Annotated in this window: 17 protein-coding genes; 8 read left to right on the top strand and 9 right to left on the bottom strand. The window is 70.7% G+C overall.

What is annotated here, in order from left to right; translation table 11 throughout:
* Positions 1-104: 104 nt before the first annotated feature.
* Positions 105-1,235, bottom strand: coding sequence for a VIT1/CCC1 transporter family protein (locus AB0333_RS08815; protein ID WP_366218307.1), 1,131 nt, complete (start codon positions 1,233-1,235; stop codon positions 105-107).
* A 304-nt stretch (positions 1,236-1,539) separates the two neighbouring features.
* Between AB0333_RS08815 and AB0333_RS08810 the strand changes: the two genes are divergently transcribed.
* Both AB0333_RS08810 and AB0333_RS08805 read left to right on the top strand, forming a co-directional pair.
* Positions 1,540-1,938 carry a DUF202 domain-containing protein gene (locus tag AB0333_RS08810; RefSeq protein ID WP_366218306.1) on the top strand — a complete coding sequence of 133 codons (399 nt, stop codon included), beginning with the start codon at positions 1,540-1,542 and terminating at the stop codon, positions 1,936-1,938.
* Positions 1,939-1,941: 3 nt separating this feature from the next.
* The gene (locus AB0333_RS08805) at positions 1,942-2,289 is read left to right on the top strand and encodes a DUF202 domain-containing protein (protein ID WP_366218305.1); all 348 of its coding nucleotides are present in this window, start codon (positions 1,942-1,944) and stop codon (positions 2,287-2,289) included.
* Between the two features lie 3 nt (positions 2,290-2,292).
* On the opposite strand, the gene AB0333_RS08800 is transcribed toward AB0333_RS08805, so the two are convergent.
* Positions 2,293-3,867, bottom strand: a complete 1,575-nt coding sequence (locus tag AB0333_RS08800; protein WP_366218304.1) for a sodium:solute symporter — start codon at positions 3,865-3,867, stop codon at positions 2,293-2,295.
* A gap of 106 nt (positions 3,868-3,973) precedes the next feature.
* On the opposite strand from AB0333_RS08800, the gene AB0333_RS08795 reads away from it, so the two are divergent.
* From AB0333_RS08795 to AB0333_RS08785, 3 genes are read left to right on the top strand one after another with little or no spacing between them, the layout of a single operon-like run.
* A complete protein-coding gene (locus AB0333_RS08795) occupies positions 3,974-4,549 on the top strand; it encodes a helix-turn-helix domain-containing protein (protein ID WP_366218303.1) in 576 nt (191 codons plus the stop codon).
* A 60-nt stretch (positions 4,550-4,609) separates the two neighbouring features.
* Positions 4,610-5,590 (top strand): agmatinase, encoded by a 981-nt coding sequence (gene speB, locus AB0333_RS08790; RefSeq protein WP_366218302.1) that lies wholly within the window; start codon positions 4,610-4,612, stop codon positions 5,588-5,590.
* Positions 5,587-7,299, top strand: a complete 1,713-nt coding sequence (locus AB0333_RS08785; protein WP_366218301.1) for a thiamine pyrophosphate-binding protein — start codon at positions 5,587-5,589, stop codon at positions 7,297-7,299. The genes speB and AB0333_RS08785 overlap by 4 nt, the downstream gene beginning before the upstream one ends.
* Positions 7,300-7,375: 76 nt before the next feature.
* Here the strand turns inward: AB0333_RS08785 and AB0333_RS08780 are convergent, their stop codons facing one another.
* Complete coding sequence (locus AB0333_RS08780; RefSeq protein ID WP_115933007.1) at positions 7,376-7,810, bottom strand: pyridoxamine 5'-phosphate oxidase family protein; 435 nt, start codon at positions 7,808-7,810, stop codon at positions 7,376-7,378.
* 126 nt (positions 7,811-7,936) lie between these two features.
* A complete protein-coding gene (locus AB0333_RS08775) occupies positions 7,937-8,872 on the bottom strand; it encodes an inositol monophosphatase (RefSeq protein WP_366218300.1) in 936 nt (311 codons plus the stop codon).
* Between the two features lie 252 nt (positions 8,873-9,124).
* Here AB0333_RS08775 and AB0333_RS08770 point away from each other — a divergent pair, with 252 nt between their 5' ends.
* Positions 9,125-10,207 (top strand): phosphatase domain-containing protein, encoded by a 1,083-nt coding sequence (locus tag AB0333_RS08770; RefSeq protein ID WP_366218354.1) that lies wholly within the window; start codon positions 9,125-9,127, stop codon positions 10,205-10,207.
* On the top strand, positions 10,197-10,688 hold the full coding sequence (locus tag AB0333_RS08765) for a thioesterase family protein (RefSeq protein WP_366218299.1): 492 nt from the start codon (positions 10,197-10,199) through the stop codon (positions 10,686-10,688). The genes AB0333_RS08770 and AB0333_RS08765 overlap by 11 nt, the downstream gene beginning before the upstream one ends.
* Here the strand turns inward: AB0333_RS08765 and gdhA are convergent.
* The 3 genes from gdhA to AB0333_RS08750 form a co-directional block, all read right to left on the bottom strand.
* Entirely contained in the window at positions 10,681-12,021 is a 1,341-nt protein-coding gene (gdhA, locus tag AB0333_RS08760; protein ID WP_366218298.1) for an NADP-specific glutamate dehydrogenase, read from the bottom strand. The two genes, AB0333_RS08765 and gdhA, sit on opposite strands and share 8 nt — an antisense overlap.
* A gap of 174 nt (positions 12,022-12,195) precedes the next feature.
* Positions 12,196-13,233 (bottom strand): aldo/keto reductase, encoded by a 1,038-nt coding sequence (locus tag AB0333_RS08755; protein ID WP_366218297.1) that lies wholly within the window; start codon positions 13,231-13,233, stop codon positions 12,196-12,198.
* Between the two features lie 27 nt (positions 13,234-13,260).
* Positions 13,261-14,457: a glycosyltransferase family 1 protein gene (locus AB0333_RS08750; RefSeq protein WP_366218296.1), complete on the bottom strand. Its 1,197-nt coding sequence runs from the start codon at positions 14,455-14,457 to the stop codon at positions 13,261-13,263.
* A 146-nt stretch (positions 14,458-14,603) separates the two neighbouring features.
* Here AB0333_RS08750 and AB0333_RS08745 point away from each other — a divergent pair, with 146 nt between their 5' ends.
* Positions 14,604-15,977, top strand: a complete 1,374-nt coding sequence (locus AB0333_RS08745) for a DUF6350 family protein (RefSeq protein WP_366218295.1) — start codon at positions 14,604-14,606, stop codon at positions 15,975-15,977.
* 16 nt (positions 15,978-15,993) lie between these two features.
* Here the strand turns inward: AB0333_RS08745 and AB0333_RS08740 are convergent, their stop codons facing one another.
* Together AB0333_RS08740 and AB0333_RS08735 are read right to left on the bottom strand one after the other, a co-directional pair.
* Entirely contained in the window at positions 15,994-16,425 is a 432-nt protein-coding gene (locus tag AB0333_RS08740; RefSeq protein ID WP_366218294.1) for a hypothetical protein, read from the bottom strand.
* A gap of 19 nt (positions 16,426-16,444) precedes the next feature.
* A complete protein-coding gene (locus AB0333_RS08735; protein ID WP_366218293.1) occupies positions 16,445-17,404 on the bottom strand; it encodes an ABC transporter substrate-binding protein in 960 nt (319 codons plus the stop codon).

The raw sequence follows: 17,404 nt of genomic DNA, 5'->3' as shown, positions 1-17,404 counted from the left end.
CTACCTCCATTTCTTGTAGATCCTTCTCTTTCATCCTTGCACGGGAAGCGCCCAGGTCAAACATTGGAGCGACAGTGCGGTGACGGAGGTTGGAGAGGGCGGGGCTAGGCGAGGTTGGCACCGAACAGCAGGCCCAGCAGATAGGTGACGGCGGCGGCGCCGAAGCCGATGAGTAACTGGCGCAGGCCACGTTTGAAGGGCGAGGCCCCGGAGAGCAGGCCGACCACACCGCCGGTGCACAGCAGGGCCAGGCCCACGAGCACCGCGGACAGGGCCACGGCGGGGAGCCCGGACATCCCGAACAGGTAGGGGATGACCGGGATGATGGCGCCGGAGGCGAAGAAGCAGAAACTGGAGAAGGCGGCACTCCACGGGCTGCCGATGGCCTCATGGTCGCCGGAGTAGTCCACCGGGCCCTGGGAGCCGTCCGGGTGGGCGGAGAAGGATGGATTGCAGTCGCAGCTGAAGTACCCGAGCCGTTCCTGGGCGCGGTGGACGGCGTCCTCCTCGTTCATGCCGCGGGCGCGGTAGACGAGGACCAGCTCGTTCTGGTCCAGGTCCAGGTGTTCGGCCGCCTCGAGGGTCACCTGGGTGGGGGAGGACGCCTCGAGCAGTTCACGCTGGGACCGCACGGACACGAACTCGCCGGCGGCCATGGACAGGGCCCCGGCCAGCAGACCGGCGATGCCGGTGAACAGCACCACCGAGGTCGCCACGCCGGTGGCCCCGATGCCCATCACCAGGGCGAGGTTGGACACCAGGCCGTCATTGGCGCCGAAGACAGCGGCGCGGAAGTTCCCGGCGAGCTGCTCGCGGCCCCGGGACGCCAGCCCGCGGACGACCTCCTCGTGGATGGCCTCGTCCGCCACCATGGCGGGCGTGGCGTGCTGGTCCTTGGCATAGGGCGAATCGGACTCGGCGCGCTGGGCCAGGGCGAGGATGAACACGGAGCCGAAGACCTTGGCCAGCCACCGCAACAGGATCCGGTGCGGGGACGGGCGGGGCGGGTTCTGGGCGTGCTCGCCGAGCAGCAGCCGCCAGTGGTCCTCGTGGCGCTTCTCGGCCGTGGCCAGCCCCAGGAGGATCTCCCGCTCCGGACTCTCCTTGCGCCGGGCGATGACCCGGTAGATCTCCGCCTCGGCGATCTCGTCCGCCAGGTAGCGGCGCCACCGCCGGATCTGGTCCCGGCTGGGCTCGGCAATGGCGGGCGTGGTGTTGTCCTGCGAGTGGTTCATCGAGTTCCTCGGAGCAAGGCACTGACCGGCGTCACCCTGACAGGGTTCGTTCGGCCAGCGCGGAGTCTGGCCGAAGGTCTCGCTCGCCCAGACACCGTTGGCATCTGGGTGGGGCGCCGGGCCCCCCGTCGGAGGAAGCCAGTATGTCGACGCACCGCTGCATTCGCCCCAAGGGCGGGTGGGAACTACTCCCCTTCGACGTGTCTAGTCTACTGGCTTGCCACAGCTGTGACAAAGTCGGGAACGAGAGGCGAACCCTCTGTCTGAGATCGATGACGGGCTCGGACACGTTTACGCTGGGTGCATGACGACACCAGATCAGGAGGGCCCGCCGGCCCGCAGCCGGCTCGCCACCACCGTGCTCGCCGGCGGCCGGGAACCCGACCCCCGATTCACCCTGGCGAACGAGCGCACCTTCTTGGCCTGGATCCGGACCTCCCTGGCGCTGCTGGCCGGGGGCATCGCGGTGGAGGCGTTCACCGGGTCCGTCTTCGACCCGCTGACACGCACGGTGCTCGGTTCGGTGCTGCTGGGCCTGGCCGCCCTCCTGGCCCTGACCGCCGGATTCCGCTGGGTCCGCGTGGAGCGCGCCATGAGGCACGGCCGGCCGCTGCCCCTGCCGCTCATCGTGCCGGTGCTGGCGACCGGGGGCGCGGCGGCCGCCGTCGTGCTGCTGGTGTTCCTGCTCCTCCGGCCGGCCTGAGCCGTGCGCCGGCCTCCCGTCCTGCCGCCCGCCACGGCCCTGCACCAGGACCCCGGGCTGCAGCCCGAGCGGACCGTGATGAGTTGGGACCGCACCCTGCTCGCCCTGTTCGTGGCGGCAGCGATGTTCCTGCGCTGGTACGCCACGGTCGGCCTCGCGGCGCTGGCACCGGCCGGGCTGTGCGGACTGGCGGCGATGGCCATCCACCTCACCCAGCGCCGGCGGTATGGGCTCCAGTCCCTCGGCGTGGCCCGGGAACGGGTGGAGGCCGATGTCTTCTCCGTGCTGTGGATGGTGGTCCTCGTGGTGGCCCTCGCCGTTCTCGGGGCCCTGGCGATCTGGGTGATCTGACCCTCAGCGGTGGTCCACCACCCGGCGGCCCCGCACGAACTCCTCGGGAGCTCCCTCCACGGTGCGGCGGCGCCAGGCCGCCAGCACGGAGGGATGCGTGGGCGTGGTCAGGAGGCTGACCACGATGTACACCAGCGCCGAGGCGGCCAGGCCCACGTAGATCGGCTCGTTGGCGTAGACGCCGGCGAACCGCTCCTCCGCCTGGATCTCCAGGGTGATCATGGTGGCGAGGGTGCCCAGCGTGCCGGCAGCCATGGACCACGCCGCCCCCGCCCCGGTGCCGCGGGACCACACCAGGCCGCCGAGGATGGCCACCAGCAGGCCTCCGACGAGGATGTCGTAGGCGATCGTCAGCGCGGCCACCACATCCGGGACCGCGATGGCCAGGCCCAGCACGAACAGGCCCAGTCCCAGTACCCACCACCGGTTGGTGTCCACGTCCTCCTCGAAATTCTTCGCCTCGGCCGCATCGGCCTCGGCCGCATCGGCCTCGGCCTGCGACGACGCGGCGGCGGCGTCCAGACGGTGGGTCCGCCGGCCGGCGAGCAGTCCACGGACCAGGGGCACGACGTCGGCCCGGGCGACGGTGGCGGCGGCGATGAGGGCGCCGGACGCGGTGGACATCATGGCCGCCACGGCGGCGGCCAGGGCCAGCCCGCCCAGACCGATGGGCAGCAGCTGTGAGGCCACGGTGGCGAAGACGTCGTCACGCACCTCGATCTGCGGGAGCGAGACCGCGGCGGCCATGCCGATGATCGCGCCGGCCACGCCGTAGAGGATGCAGTAGACGCCGGCCGTGCTGCCGCCCCAGCGGGCGACCTGCGGCGAGCGGGCGGTGAACACCCGCTGCCAGATGTCCTGGCCGATCAGCAGTCCGAGCGTGTAGACGACGAAGTACGTGAGGATCGACTGCAGGCCCATGCCGCCGAGGTCGAAGAACTCGGCATCCAGACGCTGCCCGAGTCCACTCCAGCCACCGGCCTGCGCCAGGGACAGGGGCAGCATCAGGGCGAACAGGCCCACGGTCATGATGAGGAACTGGGCCATGTCCGCCAGCGTGATGGACCACATGCCGCCGACCACGGCGTAGACGAGGACGATGCCACCACCCACCACGATGGACAGCCAGCGGTCCCACCCGAAGAGCACCACGAAGATGGACGCGTAGGCACCGGTGGAGGTGGCCGCCAGCATCAGGGTGTAGGCGAGCATGACGATCGAGGACACCTGCGTGGCCTCGGATCCGTACCGCAGGGTCAGCATCTGCGAGACCGTGAAGATCTTCAGGCGCTGCAGGGTCGGGGCGAACAGCAGGCTGAGCAGCAGGACGCCGACGCCGATGGCCGTCACCAGCCACAGCCCGGAGATCCCGTACTCGTAGCCCAGGCCGACGCCGCCGACCGTGGAGGCGCCCCCGAGGACGAGCGCGCTCATGGTCCCGGTGTACAGGAAGGGGCCCAAGCGCCGCCCCGCGACCAGGTAGTCGGAGGTGCCGCTGGTCCGGCGCCGGCCCCACCAGCCGAACAGGAGCATGCCAGCGAGATAGAGGGCGATGATCACGATGTTCAACGTCTGCATGACGGACCCCGCACGTGTTGTTGGTCACCTTCGTTGCGGTATACGGTAAACCTGTGTTTACCGCTAGACAACCTCGGTGCCTGTGACCGCCCCAGGAGGCCGAAGCGTGAAATCACTTCCCATCCGACCCGCCGCCGCCGATCCGGCGATCGGCCGGCGCCTGCGGGCCCTGCGCCAGCAGCGGCGGCTGACCATGGATCAGGTGGCCGAGTTCGCCGGCCTCACCAAGGGATTCCTCTCCCGGGTGGAGCGGGACCTGACCAGTCCATCCGTCTCCAGCCTGGTGGACATCTGCCAGGTCCTGGGCGTGGCGCCCGGGGACGTGCTCGATGCCCCCGAGACCGGAGTCGTCCGCCTGGCCGCCGCCCCGCACGTGAACCTGGGCGGGAACGGCATCACCGAACAGCTGCTCACCCCGCCCGGACGCCGCTCGCTGCAGATCATCCGTGCGGTGATCGCTCCCGGCGGTCGCGGTGAGGCGGAGCTGTACACCATGGACTGCGCCGTGGAGGCGCTGCATGTGGTCGCCGGGACCTTCGTGCTGGTCACCTCGGACGGAGAGCTGCCCCTGGAGGCGGGAGACACCGCCACGTTCCCGGGCGCCGAGCCGCACAGCTGGACCAATCCCGGCCGCCAGGAGGCCGTGGTCCTCTGGACGCTGGTCGGGCGGGAGGTGCGCTGATCCCGCCAGCACCTGGACACGGTGCCCTGGGGCACCACCATCGCTACGAAAGGACCTGACATGCTCAACATCCCCCGCGTGACGGAGAACGGCCATCTCGGACCGGTGAACTCGGCCGTGGTGCCCCGCTACAGCGGCGCTCCGACCTTCGCCCTGCTGCCGCGACTCGACGAGGTCGAGGGAACCGGCCGGACGGCCGACGTCAAGGTCGTCGGGGTGCCCTTCGACTCCGGCGTCTCCTACCGGCCCGGTGCCCGGTTCGGCCCGGGGCACGTGCGGCAGTCCTCCCGCCTGCTCCGGCCCTACAACCCCGCCACCGACACCTCTCCCTTCGCCCAGGTGCAGGTGGCCGACGCGGGGGACCTGGCGGTCAACCCCTTCCACATCCACGAGGCGATCGAGGCCATCGAGGCGGACGCGCTGGAGCTGACCGGGGACGGGGCCTCGCTGATGACGCTCGGCGGGGACCACACGATCGCCCTGCCGTTGCTACGGGCGGCCGCCGAACGCGCCGGAACCCCGGTGGCCCTGCTGCACTTCGACGCGCACCTGGACACCTGGGACACCTACTTCGGTGCCGAGTACACGCACGGAACGCCCTTCCGGCGAGCCGTGGAGGAGGGGATCCTCGACACCGAGGCCATCAGCCACGTGGGCACCCGCGGCCCGTTGTACGGGAGGAAGGACCTGGAGGAGGACCGGCGCTTCGGCTTCGGCATCATGACCAGTTCGGACGTGTACCGCCTCGGTGTGGACGAGGTCGTCGCCCGGCTGCGTGACCGCGTGGCGGGCCGGCCCCTGTACATCTCCGTGGACATCGACGTCCTGGACCCGGCCCACGCGCCGGGCACCGGCACCCCCGAGGCCGGGGGCATGACCAGCCGGGAGCTGCTGGAGATCCTGCGCGGCCTGCGCGGCCTCGACGTGGTGGGCGCCGACGTCGTGGAGGTGTCCCCGGCCTACGACCACGCGGAGCTGACCGGGATCGCCGCCGCCCACGTGGCCTATGACCTGATCGGCCTGCTGGGGGAGCGGGCATGACCGCCCGCGAGCGCTCCCGCCGCAACGGCGGCGACCTCGTGATCGAGACCCTGCAGGCCCTGGGGGCCCGCACCGTCTTCGGGATCCCGGGCCAGCACGCGCTTGGTCTCTTCGACGCCCTCTCCCGCTCGGAGCTGCGCTATGTCTCCTCCCGGGTGGAGAACAACGCGGCCTTCGCCGCGGACGGCTATGCCCGGGCCATCGGCGAGGTCGGGGTGCTGTTCCTCTCGACCGGACCCGGGGCGCTCACCTCCCTGTCCGGGCTGCAGGAGGCGTACGCCACCGCGGTGCCGATGGTCGTCGTCGCGTCCCAGATCCCGCTCTCCGGGCTGGGGGCCCGCCGCAAGGGGATGCTGCACCAGCTGGATGACCAGAAGGCCTCAGCCCAGAACGTGACCAAGACGCAGTTCAGCGTGCATCACCCCTCCGGCATCCCGTCCGCCATCCAGGATGCCTGGGCCGCGGCCATCACGGTGCCGCAGGGCCCCGTGTGGGTGGAGATCCCCCAGGACGTGCTGCTCGGCGAGGTCCTGGTCCCGCCCGTGCAGGACGCCCTGGCCGTGCCCTATGACCACCCGCCCCGGCAGGAGCTGATCGAGGAGGCCGTGCGGTGGCTGGCCGCCTCCCGACGGACCGCGATCGTCGCCGGGGGAGGGGTGCGGCGCTCCACCCGGGACGCCCGCCGCCACCTGCTGCGCGTGGCCGAGCTGCTGGACGCCCCCGTGGTCTGCACTCCCGGCGGCAATTCGGCCTTTCCCCACGACCACCGGCTCTCCCTCGGCTCCTGGGTGGAGGACCGCCACGTCACGGATCTGCTCGAGGACGCCGAGGTGCTGCTCGTCGTCGGCTCCTCGCTGGGGGAGGTCACCTCCAACTACTTCACCCTCGAACCGCGCGGCCGGCTCATCCAGGTCGACGCCGAGCCCCGGGTCCTCGAGTCCAATTTCCCCACGCTCGGCGTGAGGGCCGACGCCGGCCAGGCCCTGGCCGCGGTCTCCGCCGCGCTCTCCGCCGCGCAGGCCGGGGCCGAGGACCCGGTGCGCGCTGACTGGCACGGGCGCAGCACCGCCGAGCTGGTGGCCGAGACCCGCCGCCGGGTCGAGGCCCGGCTGGACGGGCAGGGGCTGTCCCGCGAGCGGAGGTTCCTGGCGGATATCCGAGCCGCCGTCCCCGCGGGGATGCAGACGTACTGGGACATGACGATCGCGGCGTACTGGGGGTGGAACTGCTGGGACGCACGGTCGGGCGAGTTCCACTCCGCCCAGGGCGCCGGGGGCCTCGGCTACGCCTTCCCGGCCGCGATCGGCGGTGCGGTGGGGCTGGCCGGCCTGGCGGACGCGCCGGAGGCCGGAGCCGAGGACGGCGCACCCCGGGTGCTGGCCGTCGCCGGGGACGGCTCGGCCATGTACTCGATCGCCGAGCTGGCCTCGGCGCAACAGCACGGGGCGAACGTGACCTGGTTGATCGTGGACGACGGCGGCTACGGGATCCTGCGCGACTACATGGAGGGAGCCTTCGGCCAGGCCACGGCCACGGAACTGTACCGGCCGGATTTCGTGGCCCTGGCCCGATCCTTCGGGGTCCCGGCCGAGGAGGTGCCCGTGGAGGAGGTCGGCCCGGCACTCACCCGGGCGTTCGAGCGGCCGGGGCCGGCCGTCGTCGTGGTCCGGACGCTGTTGAGGATGTGGGCGCCGAGTCACCTGGCGTAGCCGACCGGCCGACGCAACTGATCCCCGGCGATGCGTCAGCTGCCGGGGATCAGATGGTGTGGTGTGCGTCCTGCTGCTAGTCGAAGCGCTCGGGATGCTCACCGAAGATGAAGTGCCGACCGGTGACCCGGTTGACCGTGACCTCTACAAAGAAATCCTTATACGTGGGGACCCAGGGGTCAATAGCCAGTGATTCGGCAAATTCGATCTCATCCTCCAGTTCCAGCACCCGGGCGGTGCCGCGGGCCAACACGGACCACGCCTGGTCCGAGAGGATGCCGTCCGCCTCGAAGATGACCTTGGGGTTGATGGTCAGCTCGGCCAGCTTGTTGCCGGGCGCCGTGCGGAAGTAGACCTTGCGGTCCGCGGCCTTGAAGTTCACCGGCACCAGGTCCAGCTCGTCGTTCACCCGCAGGCCCAACCGCCCGTGGCGGGTGTTCTCCAGCAACTGCCAGCACTGGTCCTCGTCCAGGACGAGGATCGCCTCGTCATCCGGGTGCTCGAACATCATGGCCCGTCCTCCTTCATCCCCTGTGGGGTGCCGTGCCCGGAACGGGACCGTGGGGCGGAACGCGGAAGTCCCGGTCAGCGGGCACTTCCAGTATCCCGTGCCGGGGTGGTTCCGGCTAGGGGTGGTTTAGATTCCGCCGCGCCGGGCGGCCACGGTCTCCTCCAGCACGCGGACCGCCGTCGGCGCTACCCGACCCGGAGCCACGGCCACGTAGCAGGGGGCCAGGTGGGCGGGGCGGCGTTCGGGGCCGTCCGTGTCGTAGAACAGGGCCAGGTAGCGCCCACCGGCCCGGCGCACCAGCAACTGGCCGGCGCCCACATCCCACGGGTTGGTGTCCACCCCGAGGGTCGCGTCCGCCCAGCCGATGGCCGTGAAGGCCAACTCCAAAGCACCGGAGACGGTCCGGCGGACGGTGGCATAGGAGTCGACCAGGCGCCCGAAGCGTTCCAGCGCCACGGGGCCGTCCAGGTCGAGGGCCTCCGCGGAGGGATAGGAGGTCACGAGGTTCATCGCGGCCTCGGCGGGAGGATCAGCGTGCACCGCGTGGGCCGCCTCCACGCCCGCGGCCTCGGCACCGAAGCGAACGCCGTTGAGGTACGCCCCGGTGTCATCGGCGGAGAACTCGAGCCCGTTCACGGGGTCCAGCACCACGCCGGCCACCACCTCGCCGTCCACGGCCGCCGCGATCGAGATGGAGAACATGGCGAAGCCGTGGGCGAAGTTGGCGGTGCCGTCGATCGGGTCGACGATCCACTCGAGTCGGTGCGCGTCGGCGAGGGCAACGGGGGCCGTGCCGGCGGCGGGCTCGGGCCCGGTGCCCCGGGCGCCGCCCTCCTCGCCGATGAAGCGGCTGCCGGGCACGGCGTCGCCGAGCAGCCGGACCAGTTCGTCCTCGGTGGCGCGGTCATGCACCGTGACCAGGTCATGCGAGGAGCGCTTGGTGGAGAGGTGGAGATCGGCGGGGAGGGAGCGGAACGCGCGGACCAGGCGGGGGGCGCAGGCGGCCGCCGCGGTCAGGGCGATGCGGCGCAGTTCGCCGGGTGCTGGAAGGACGCTCGACATGGGCCCAGCCTATCCGCCGGGTTCCGCCGTCAGTTCCGCCGTCAGCCCCGGGGGTCTGCGCCGACTGCGCCGACTGCGCCGACTGCGCCGGGAGCGGACACTGCGGGACCCGGTGTGAGTTCCGCCCGTGACGTGGTGAATACTGGGAGTATGGCCGACCGGATTCCCGCACCGCACGCTGCTGCCGTGGACGCACCGCCGTCCCCCCTGGTGGAAGAACGGGAACCCCTCATCACCGAGCACGTGGCCACCATGCTCCAGGACCGGTGGCATGCCTTCCGCCGCAAGTCAGCCATCCGGCGGGGCCTGATGCCCACCGTCATGTCCTTCACCGGCTACGGGACCACCGGATGGATCCGGATCCTCTCGCGCGTGGTGATGGCCCCGGACGAGGCGTTCGAGAACGGGCGCCGCCTGGCCAAGATGGTCGAGGACGGCATGCGCGGCTGGCACAACTTCACCTCACCCCCCGTGGCCTATGCTCTCGTGCAGATCACCGCCGGCGGCCAGAGCTTCACCGTCCGCGCGGACCGCGGCGGCCTGGTGGACGCCGTCGTCGAGGCTGAGCTGGAGCCCGGCTGGCAGACCGTCACGCTGCAGTCCAACGGCAGTGAACCCGCCACGAGCGACGTCTACATCGTGGACGACCACGTGGTCACCGGCGTGGTCTCGGATGTGGATGACACCGTGGTGGTCACGTACCTGCCGCGGCCCTTCCTGGCCGCCTGGAACTCCTTCGTCCTGGATGAGCATGCCCGCACGCCAACCCCGGGGATGGCCGTGATGCTGCACCGGTTGCTGGAGGCGCAGCCCGCGTCCCCGGTGATCTACCTGTCCACTGGCGCGTGGAACGTGGCCCAGACCCTGTCCCGTTTCCTCTCCCGCAACCTCTACCCCTTCGGACCGCTGCTGCTGACCAGCTGGGGCCCCACGGAGGATCGCTGGTTCCGGTCCGGGATGGAGCACAAGGTCTCCCAGCTGGACCGGTTGGCGCGGGACTACCCCGGCGTACGCTGGCTGCTGATCGGCGACGACGGCCAGCATGACCCGGAGATCTATGCCGACTTCGCCCGCCGGCACCCGGACAGGGTACGGGCCATCGTGATCCGGCAGCTCACGCCCTCGCAGGCGGTCCTGGCCGGCGGCCGTGCCGACGACCCCCGTGACACCACCCCGGGCGTGCCGTGGTGCTACGGGCCGGACGGCGCCACACTGTCCCGCCAGCTCGAGGACCTCGGCATCCTGGACGGCGGCCGGTCCGAGGCCCGGCCGCAGACCTGGCCGATGACCGCCCAGCTGTCCGTGGTGGCCCCGGAAGCAGGCCATGGACGCTGAGCCCCTGACCGGCACGGTCGAACCACGGCCCGACGGCGGCGGCCCCGGTGTCCGGGTGGACGTCGCCCTGCGCTGGGGAGACATGGACGCCTACGGCCACGTGAACAATGTGCGGATCGCCTCCATCCTCGAGGAGGCCCGCATCCACGCCTTCGGCGTGCCGGCGGGCACGGGGGCCGCCGGACTCGGAGCGCCGGTGTCCCTGCTGGACGGGGTGCCGGACACCGTGCAGGCGCTGATCTCCGAGCACCGGATCCGATACCGGCGGCCCCTCGAGTACCGTACCGTCCCGGCGCGGGTGTGGGTGTGGGTGGCCGCGGCGAAGGGTGCCTCGATCGAGGTGGCCTACTCCATCCGGGACGGCGTGGACGGCACCGAGTGCGTCACCGCGGGAACCACCATGGTGTTCGTGGACTCCGTCTCGGGCCGCCCCGTGCGGTTGACCCAGGAGCAGCGGGAGGCGCTGACGGGCCTCAGATGACGCCCTGGGCCAGCATGGCGTCCGCGACCTTGACGAAGCCGGCGATGTTGGCGCCCACCACGTAGTTGCCCGGGGCACCGTAGCGATCGGCGGTCTCGAGGCAGCGGTCGTGCAGGTCCGTCATGATCTGCTCGAGCTTGTCATGCGTGTACTCGAAGCTCCAGGTGTCCCGGCTGGCGTTCTGCTGCATCTCCAGGGCGGAGGTGGCCACGCCGCCGGCGTTGGCGGCCTTGCCCGGGCCGAACAGCACGCCGGCCTCGATGAACAGCTCGGTGGCCTTCTGGGTGGAGGGCATGTTGGCGCCCTCCGCCACGGCGACCAGGCCGTTCTTGATGAGAATCTGCGCAGCCTTGTCATCCAGCTCGTTCTGGGTGGCCGAGGGCAGGGCCACGGTGCCGGGGACGTCCCACACGCTGCCGTCGGCCACGAAGCGGGTGTTGCCGCCGCGCTGCTCGGCGTACTCGGAGATCCGGCCGCGCTGGACCTCCTTGATCTCGCGGAGCAGGTCCAGATCGATGCCGGCCTCATCCACCACGTAGCCGGAGGAGTCCGAGGCGGTGATGGCCGTGGCCCCGAGTTGCTGGGACTTGGCGATGGCGTTGAGGGCCACGTTGCCGGAACCGGAGACGATCACGGTCTGGCCGTCCATGGACTGGCCCTGCGTGCGCAGCATCTGGTCCGCGAACATCACGGCGCCGTAGCCGGTGGCCTCCGGGCGGACCAGCGAACCGCCCCATGACATGCCCTTGCCGGTGAGCACACCGGACTCGAAGCGGTTGGTGATGCGCTTGTACTGGCCGAACAGGTAGCCGATCTCCCGGGAGCCCACGCCGATGTCACCGGCGGGCACGTCGGTGTACTCGCCGATGTGGCGGTAGAGCTCGGTCATGAAGGACTGGCAGAAGCGCATGATCTCGGCATCGGACCGGCCGGCCGGGTTGAAGTCCGAGCCGCCCTTGCCGCCGCCGATCGGCATTCCGGTCAGGGCGTTCTTGAAGATCTGTTCGAAGCCCAGGAACTTGATGATGCCCAGGTAGACGGAGGGGTGGAACCGCAGTCCGCCCTTGTACGGGCCGAGCGCGGAGTTGAACTCCACGCGGAAGCCCCGGTTGATCTGCACGGAGCCGTTGTCGTCCACCCAGGGGACGCGGAAGATGATCTGGCGCTCGGGCTCGCACATGCGGCGAAGGATGCCCGATTCGACGTACTCGGGATGGCGGTTGACCACGGGGCCGAGGGCTTCGAACACCTCGGTCACAGCTTGGTGGAATTCGCTTTCGCCGGGGTTGCGGCGGAACACTTCGTTCCGCAGGTTTTCCAGACCCTGTTCCATGTCCGTCCTCGCTTTCCTCGGTGGCGTCCCTGTGATGGGAGGGCATCCCCTGGCAGGGAGCGGCCGGGACCACTGTACCGGCAGGTACGCGGCCTGCGGAAAGCGTGACGAGGGCCCGACGCCGGCCGGTCGGCCGCGCGCGATACCGGCGGTTGCCCCGGGGCTGGGGTCCGATCAGGCTTCTGGCGGGGTGGCGGGTTCGTCCTCCGTGTCGATACTCGACCGCTGCTGCACGGCATAGCGGTGTCCGTGCACGGTGTCATGGTTGATGATCGCGTCGATCCGGACCACATCCTCGGCCGTCAGGACCACCTGCTCGGCGGAGCCGTCCTCCGCCAGGTGCGCCACCGACGTCGTCCCCGGGATGGCCAGGACGCCCGGTCCCTGGGCCAGCACCCAGGCGATGGACAGGGCCGCGATGGTGGTGCCCAGTCGCTCGGCCTCGGCGCGGAAGGGCTCCAGCAGGGCGAGGTTGGCCGGGTAGTGCTCCGCCGAGAATCGCGGCATCCGGTGCCGCATGTCCCCCTGAGGGAGGATCGCGGGGTCCAGCACCGTACCGGTGAGGAACCCGCGTCCCACGGGGGAGAAGGCCACGAGGGCGGCACCGGTGCGGTGGCAGGCGTCCAGCAGCCCCCACTCCGGGTTGCGGGTCCACAAGGAGTACTCGTTCTGCACGGCGGCCACCGGGTGCACGGCGTGGGCCCGCTCCAGGGTGGCACCGGAGACCTCGGAGAGGCCGTAGGCGCCGATCATCCCGGCCCGGACCATCTCGGCCAGGGCACCGGCGCTCTCCTCCACCGGTATGTCTGGATCGAGCCGGTGCAGGTAGTAGAGGTCGATGTACTCGGTGCCCAGGCGGCGCAGGGAGTCCTCGACCTGGCCGCGGAGGGTCTCCGGGCGGCCGTCGATCCCGCCGTCCCTCCCGCCGGTCAGCCCACCCTTGGAGGCGAGGAAGACGTCCTGGCGGCGCGCTCCCAGGGCGCGTCCCACCACCTCCTCGTTGTGGCCGGCACCGTAGAGAGTGGCCGTGTCGAAGTGGTCCACCCCGGCGTCCAGGGCGGTGCGGACCATCGTGACGGCGTCCTCGTCCGTGAGGAACCCGGAGTACCCGTGGTTGAGGTTCATACAGCCCAGCCCGACGGGCCGGACGGTGCGCCCGGCCAGTGCGCGCGGGGAGGCCAGATCGGTGGTGAGGGTGGGGGCAACGGTCATGGGGACACCCTAGAGTGTCCGGCCGGCTCAGCGCGGCAGCAGCCAGCCGTCCCACCCGGAGCTCTGCTCCAGGTAGGTGCGCACGTAGACGTCGTTCTGGCGGCGCCGTACGCGGATGGCGCGCTCGTAGTAGCCCACGAGCTGTTCGCAGAGCACCGGCCAGGTCCGCCCTTGCACCGAGCGGAAGGCGGCCTCGGCGAAGGCGCCACGTTTGACGTCGTCGTAGGCCAGATCCCGGACCCGCTCGCGGAGCTCGTCCAGGTTCCCGGGCCGGTACAGCCAGCCGGTGCGGGACGCGTCCACGAGGTCGAGCGGCCCACCCCGGCCCACCGCGACCACGGGCACGCCGGAGGCCATGGCCTCCTGGATGGTCTGGCAGAAGGTCTCGGACTCGCCGGGGTGCACGAACAGGTCGAAACAGGCCACGTGGCGGGCCAGGTCCTCACCTCCCTGGAAGCCGGCGAAGTGCGCGCCGGGCAGCTTCTTCCGGAGCGAGTCCTTGAGGGGTCCGGAACCCACGATCACCAGGCGGGTGCCCGGCAGGTCGTGGAGTGCGGCGAGGTCCTCGACCTGTTTCTCGGCGGCCAGGCGGCCGACGAAGCCGATGAGCCGCTCCCCGTTCGGGGCCAGCGCGGCGTGCAGCCCCTCATCCCGCTTGGCGGGGTGGAATCGGTGGGTGTCCACGCCACGGCGCCACAGGTGCACCCGCTGGATGCCCCGGCCGTGCAGCTGGTTCAGGCAGAAGCTGGAGGGGGCCACGGTGAGTGTGGCGAGATCGTGGATGCGCTCCACCTGCTGCCAGAGGACCTCCTCGAGCCAGGGGAATCCGTAGCGGGCCGCGTAATTGGGCACCTCGGTCTGATACACGCACACGCTGGGCAGTCCGAGGGCGTGGGCCGCCTGGACCGCGCGCCAGCCGAGGACGAAGGGGGAGGCGATGTGGACGACGTCGGGGGCGAAGTCCGCGAGGACGCGGCGGACCCGGTTGACGGTCCCGGCGGCCACCCGGACGCTGGTGTAGCCCTGCAGGGGGATGGAGGGCAGGCGGTGCACCGGAAACCCCTCCACCTCGGCCGGGGCCTCGTCTTCCATCCACGAGCTGGACGGGGCGATCACCAGGACATCGTCACCCCGTTCCCGCAGGTGGCGGAGCACCTGGAGGATGGAGTGGGTGACACCGTTCATGTGCGGCAGGAAGGATTCTGCGACCACAGCGACTCTCACGGTCCCATGATGACCGCCCGCCGCCGACGGGAGGCCCGCGGTGCGGTGGAACCGAGGTGGCGGTCCGGTGAACTCTCGGTGAGCCGCGCCGACCCGGGGGTGATTCCGGTACCGGCCGTCAGCCGGGTGGCACCATGGACGGTGACATGAACGCTCGAACCAGTCGCGCCCTGAAACCCCTGCCCCTGCCCCTGTGGATCCAGGGGGTCATCGAGGCACTCATCGCTGCCGTGATCTCCGCGATGCTCGTGCTGATCCCGCTCGTGGTCATCTGGTCCGGCGGTGGATTCTCCGCCACCGGCATCGAATTCATCGCCCGGCTGGGAGGGCAGGCCTGGCTGGCCATCCACGGGGTGCCGTTGCACCTGAGCCTGGAAGCGGGGACCACCTCGGACGCGCTGTTGACCGGTACCTTCTGGTTCCTGCCCTGGGGACTGGTGCTGTTGCCGTTCTTCCTCGGATGGCGGGCCGGGCGCCGGCTGGCCCGGGCCTCCTACCGCGACCAGATCTGGCAGGCGCTCGCCGGTGGTGCGGTGGCCTACGCCGCCGTCGCCCTGGCCACCTCGCTGCTGGTGCCCAACGCCGCCGTGGCGATCAACCCCGCCTGGGGGACGCTGATCCCCACGGCCGTCATGGTGCTCGCCCTGCTGGCGGGCGCCCGCCGGGAGGCCGGCTCCTGGGCGCGGCTGATCGGCGTGAACCTGGCCGACCGGATCGAACAGCTGTCCCAGCACTCTCGGTGGGCCGGCTCCTACGTGTGGTCCGTGGTCAGTGCCGGAGCCGTGGGACTGATCGCCTCCTTCGGACTCGCCGCGGCCCTGATGGCCGTCCAGATCGGACTGCACTGGGCGGACATCGCCCAGGTCTACCAGGAGTTGAACGCCGGGATCTGGGGCGGTGCCGTCGTCACCGTGGCTCAGCTCGGCATCATGCCGAACCTGGCGATGTGGACCTTGGCGTGGACCGCCGGGGCCGGGTTCAGCCTCGGGACCGGTTCCGTGGTGGCACCCCTGCAGACCCTGGTCGGGCCGCAGCCCGCCGTCCCCGTGCTCACCGCACTGCCCGTGGGGTTGGACCCCGCGTGGTCCTGGCTGTTCCTGCTCCTGCCCGTGGCCGGCGGTTTCCTGGCCGGCTGGTGGTTGCTGCGGGCGGGGGAGAACCACTTCGACGAGTGGCTCTCCCTGAAGATCACCCAACGCTGGGCCTCACTGACCCTGTCCACCCTCGCGATGGGCCTGTTCGTGGCGCTGGCGACGGCGGCGCTCGCCCTCCTGCCCTTCTGGCTCTCCACCGGATCGCTGGGCGTGGGCCGGCTGACCGATCTCGGCCCCACCGCGTGGCTCGCCTCGGTGATGCTCGGTGGCCTCGTGGGGCTGGGCACCATGTTCGGCTACCTCGTCTCGCCTGCCTGGGAGAAGTACCAGTACGTGGTGCCGGAGGACTGGGACGACGACGATGACGAGGACCCAGAAGATGACGAGGAGCCGAACGCCGGCGGGGACTCCGGACGACGGCGGTAGCCCGTCTGTCCCACGTCTACTGGTGGCGGGAGATCCCCGCACCCGGCAGGGTCGTTCCGCCCAGCTGTTCCGTGTAGGTGCTGCTGCAGTTCTCCAGGGCGCGGTCCGTCAGGGCGGAGGAGGTGCACTCCTCGAACTGTGCGGTGGCGTCCCAGAAGATGATCTGCGCCGAGGCCACGAAGCCGAACATGGCGCAGCCGGCCATCGCGGCCGCAGTGGCGAAGCGCAGGACCCAGGGGGACTTCACGTGGGCGGTGCGTACGAGCGCCACCACGCCCCAGACGAGTCCAGCCAGGGCAAAGGCCAGGGAGACGGCCTTCCACGGCAACGTCAGCACCGAGGACAGGTAGGTGAGCAGCAGCATCCCGGCCACCCAGAGCAGCGCATCCCGGAGGGAGCGGTACTTCTTCAGTTCTGGGTCAGTGCTGGCGGGATCGGTCTGGCTCACCGTCCCACCCTACTGGGGTTCAGGCGAGTCCCTGCTCCGCCAGCCAGGCGGTGGCCAGGTCGGCGCTCGAGGCCTGGTCCTCCACGGACTGGCGGTTGAGGTCGATGAGCTCCTCGGCGGAGAGCTGGGCGTTGACCTCCTCGATCACGGCGGCCGCGTCCTCGTTCACGGCCTCGGAGACGATCGGTGTGACGTTCTGCGGCAGGATCAGGTTCTCCGGGTCCTCAAGGGTGACCAGGTCCTGGGTCTGGATCGACGGGTCGGCCGAGTAGATGTCGGCCAGCTGGACGTCTCCGTCCACGAGGGCCTTCACCGTCAGCGGGCCGCCCGAGTCCTCGACCGGCACCAGGCTGACGTCCACCCCGTAGACCTCCCGGAGCCCCTCCGGACCATAGGGGCGGGTCTCGAACTCGGAGTTCGCCGCCACCGTCAACGGCTCGTCCACGTTTTGCAGGTCGGCCAGCGTGGTGAGCGAATGCTCCTCGGCGAACTCGCGGGTGACGTTGTACGAGTCCTGGTCCGTGGCCTCGGCCGGCTCCAGAGCCCGTAGATTCTCGGGCAGGACCTCGGCCAGGGCGGCGTGGATGTCCTCGGGTGTGCTGGCCGTCGACTCCGCGTCGTAGTACTGGAGCAGGTTGCCGGAGTACTCGGGCAACACGTCGATCGCCCCGGACTCGAGTTCAGGCAGGTACACCTCACGCTGGCCGATCTGGTACTCGCGTTCCACGGTGAACCCCTCGGCCTCCAGGGCCTGGGCATAGAGTTCGGCGATGATCTCGTTCGAGTAGTACTGCTGGGAGCCGATGACGATCGCCTCACCCGCACCGCCGCCGTCGCCGGAGTCCCCACCGGCAGAACCGGAGGCCCCGCCGCCGAGCGGGTCCGAACTGCCGCAGCCCGTCAGGGCCAGGGCGGAAACGGCGGCCAGGGTGATCAGGGACCGGTGAGTGAGGGGCGAACGGCGAGGCTTCGGAGTCAT

The sequence above is a fragment of the Citricoccus sp. NPDC079358 genome (assembly GCF_040702545.1).
In the GTDB taxonomy this organism is placed as follows: Bacteria; Actinomycetota; Actinomycetes; order Actinomycetales; family Micrococcaceae; genus Citricoccus.
This window is presented reverse-complemented; position numbering and strand designations above follow the sequence as displayed.

Excerpts from the sequence above, each read along its gene's own strand:
- AB0333_RS08815 (WP_366218307.1), bottom strand. The coding sequence starts at position 1,235 with ATGAACCACTCGCAGGACAACACCACGCCCGCCATTGCCGAGCCCAGC.
- AB0333_RS08735 (WP_366218293.1), bottom strand. The coding sequence starts at position 17,404 with ATGACTCCGAAGCCTCGCCGTTCGCCCCTCACTCACCGGTCCCTGATC.
- AB0333_RS08745 (WP_366218295.1), top strand. The coding sequence starts at position 14,604 with ATGAACGCTCGAACCAGTCGCGCCCTGAAACCCCTGCCCCTGCCCCTG.
- gdhA (WP_366218298.1), bottom strand. The coding sequence starts at position 12,021 with ATGGAACAGGGTCTGGAAAACCTGCGGAACGAAGTGTTCCGCCGCAAC.
- AB0333_RS08785 (WP_366218301.1), top strand. The coding sequence starts at position 5,587 with ATGACCGCCCGCGAGCGCTCCCGCCGCAACGGCGGCGACCTCGTGATC.
- AB0333_RS08755 (WP_366218297.1), bottom strand. The coding sequence starts at position 13,233 with ATGACCGTTGCCCCCACCCTCACCACCGATCTGGCCTCCCCGCGCGCA.
- AB0333_RS08775 (WP_366218300.1), bottom strand. The coding sequence starts at position 8,872 with ATGTCGAGCGTCCTTCCAGCACCCGGCGAACTGCGCCGCATCGCCCTG.
- AB0333_RS08800 (WP_366218304.1), bottom strand. The coding sequence starts at position 3,867 with ATGCAGACGTTGAACATCGTGATCATCGCCCTCTATCTCGCTGGCATG.
- speB (WP_366218302.1), top strand. The coding sequence starts at position 4,610 with ATGCTCAACATCCCCCGCGTGACGGAGAACGGCCATCTCGGACCGGTG.
- AB0333_RS08765 (WP_366218299.1), top strand. The coding sequence starts at position 10,197 with ATGGACGCTGAGCCCCTGACCGGCACGGTCGAACCACGGCCCGACGGC.
- AB0333_RS08810 (WP_366218306.1), top strand. The coding sequence starts at position 1,540 with ATGACGACACCAGATCAGGAGGGCCCGCCGGCCCGCAGCCGGCTCGCC.
- AB0333_RS08770 (WP_366218354.1), top strand. The coding sequence starts at position 9,125 with ATGCTCCAGGACCGGTGGCATGCCTTCCGCCGCAAGTCAGCCATCCGG.
- AB0333_RS08780 (WP_115933007.1), bottom strand. The coding sequence starts at position 7,810 with ATGATGTTCGAGCACCCGGATGACGAGGCGATCCTCGTCCTGGACGAG.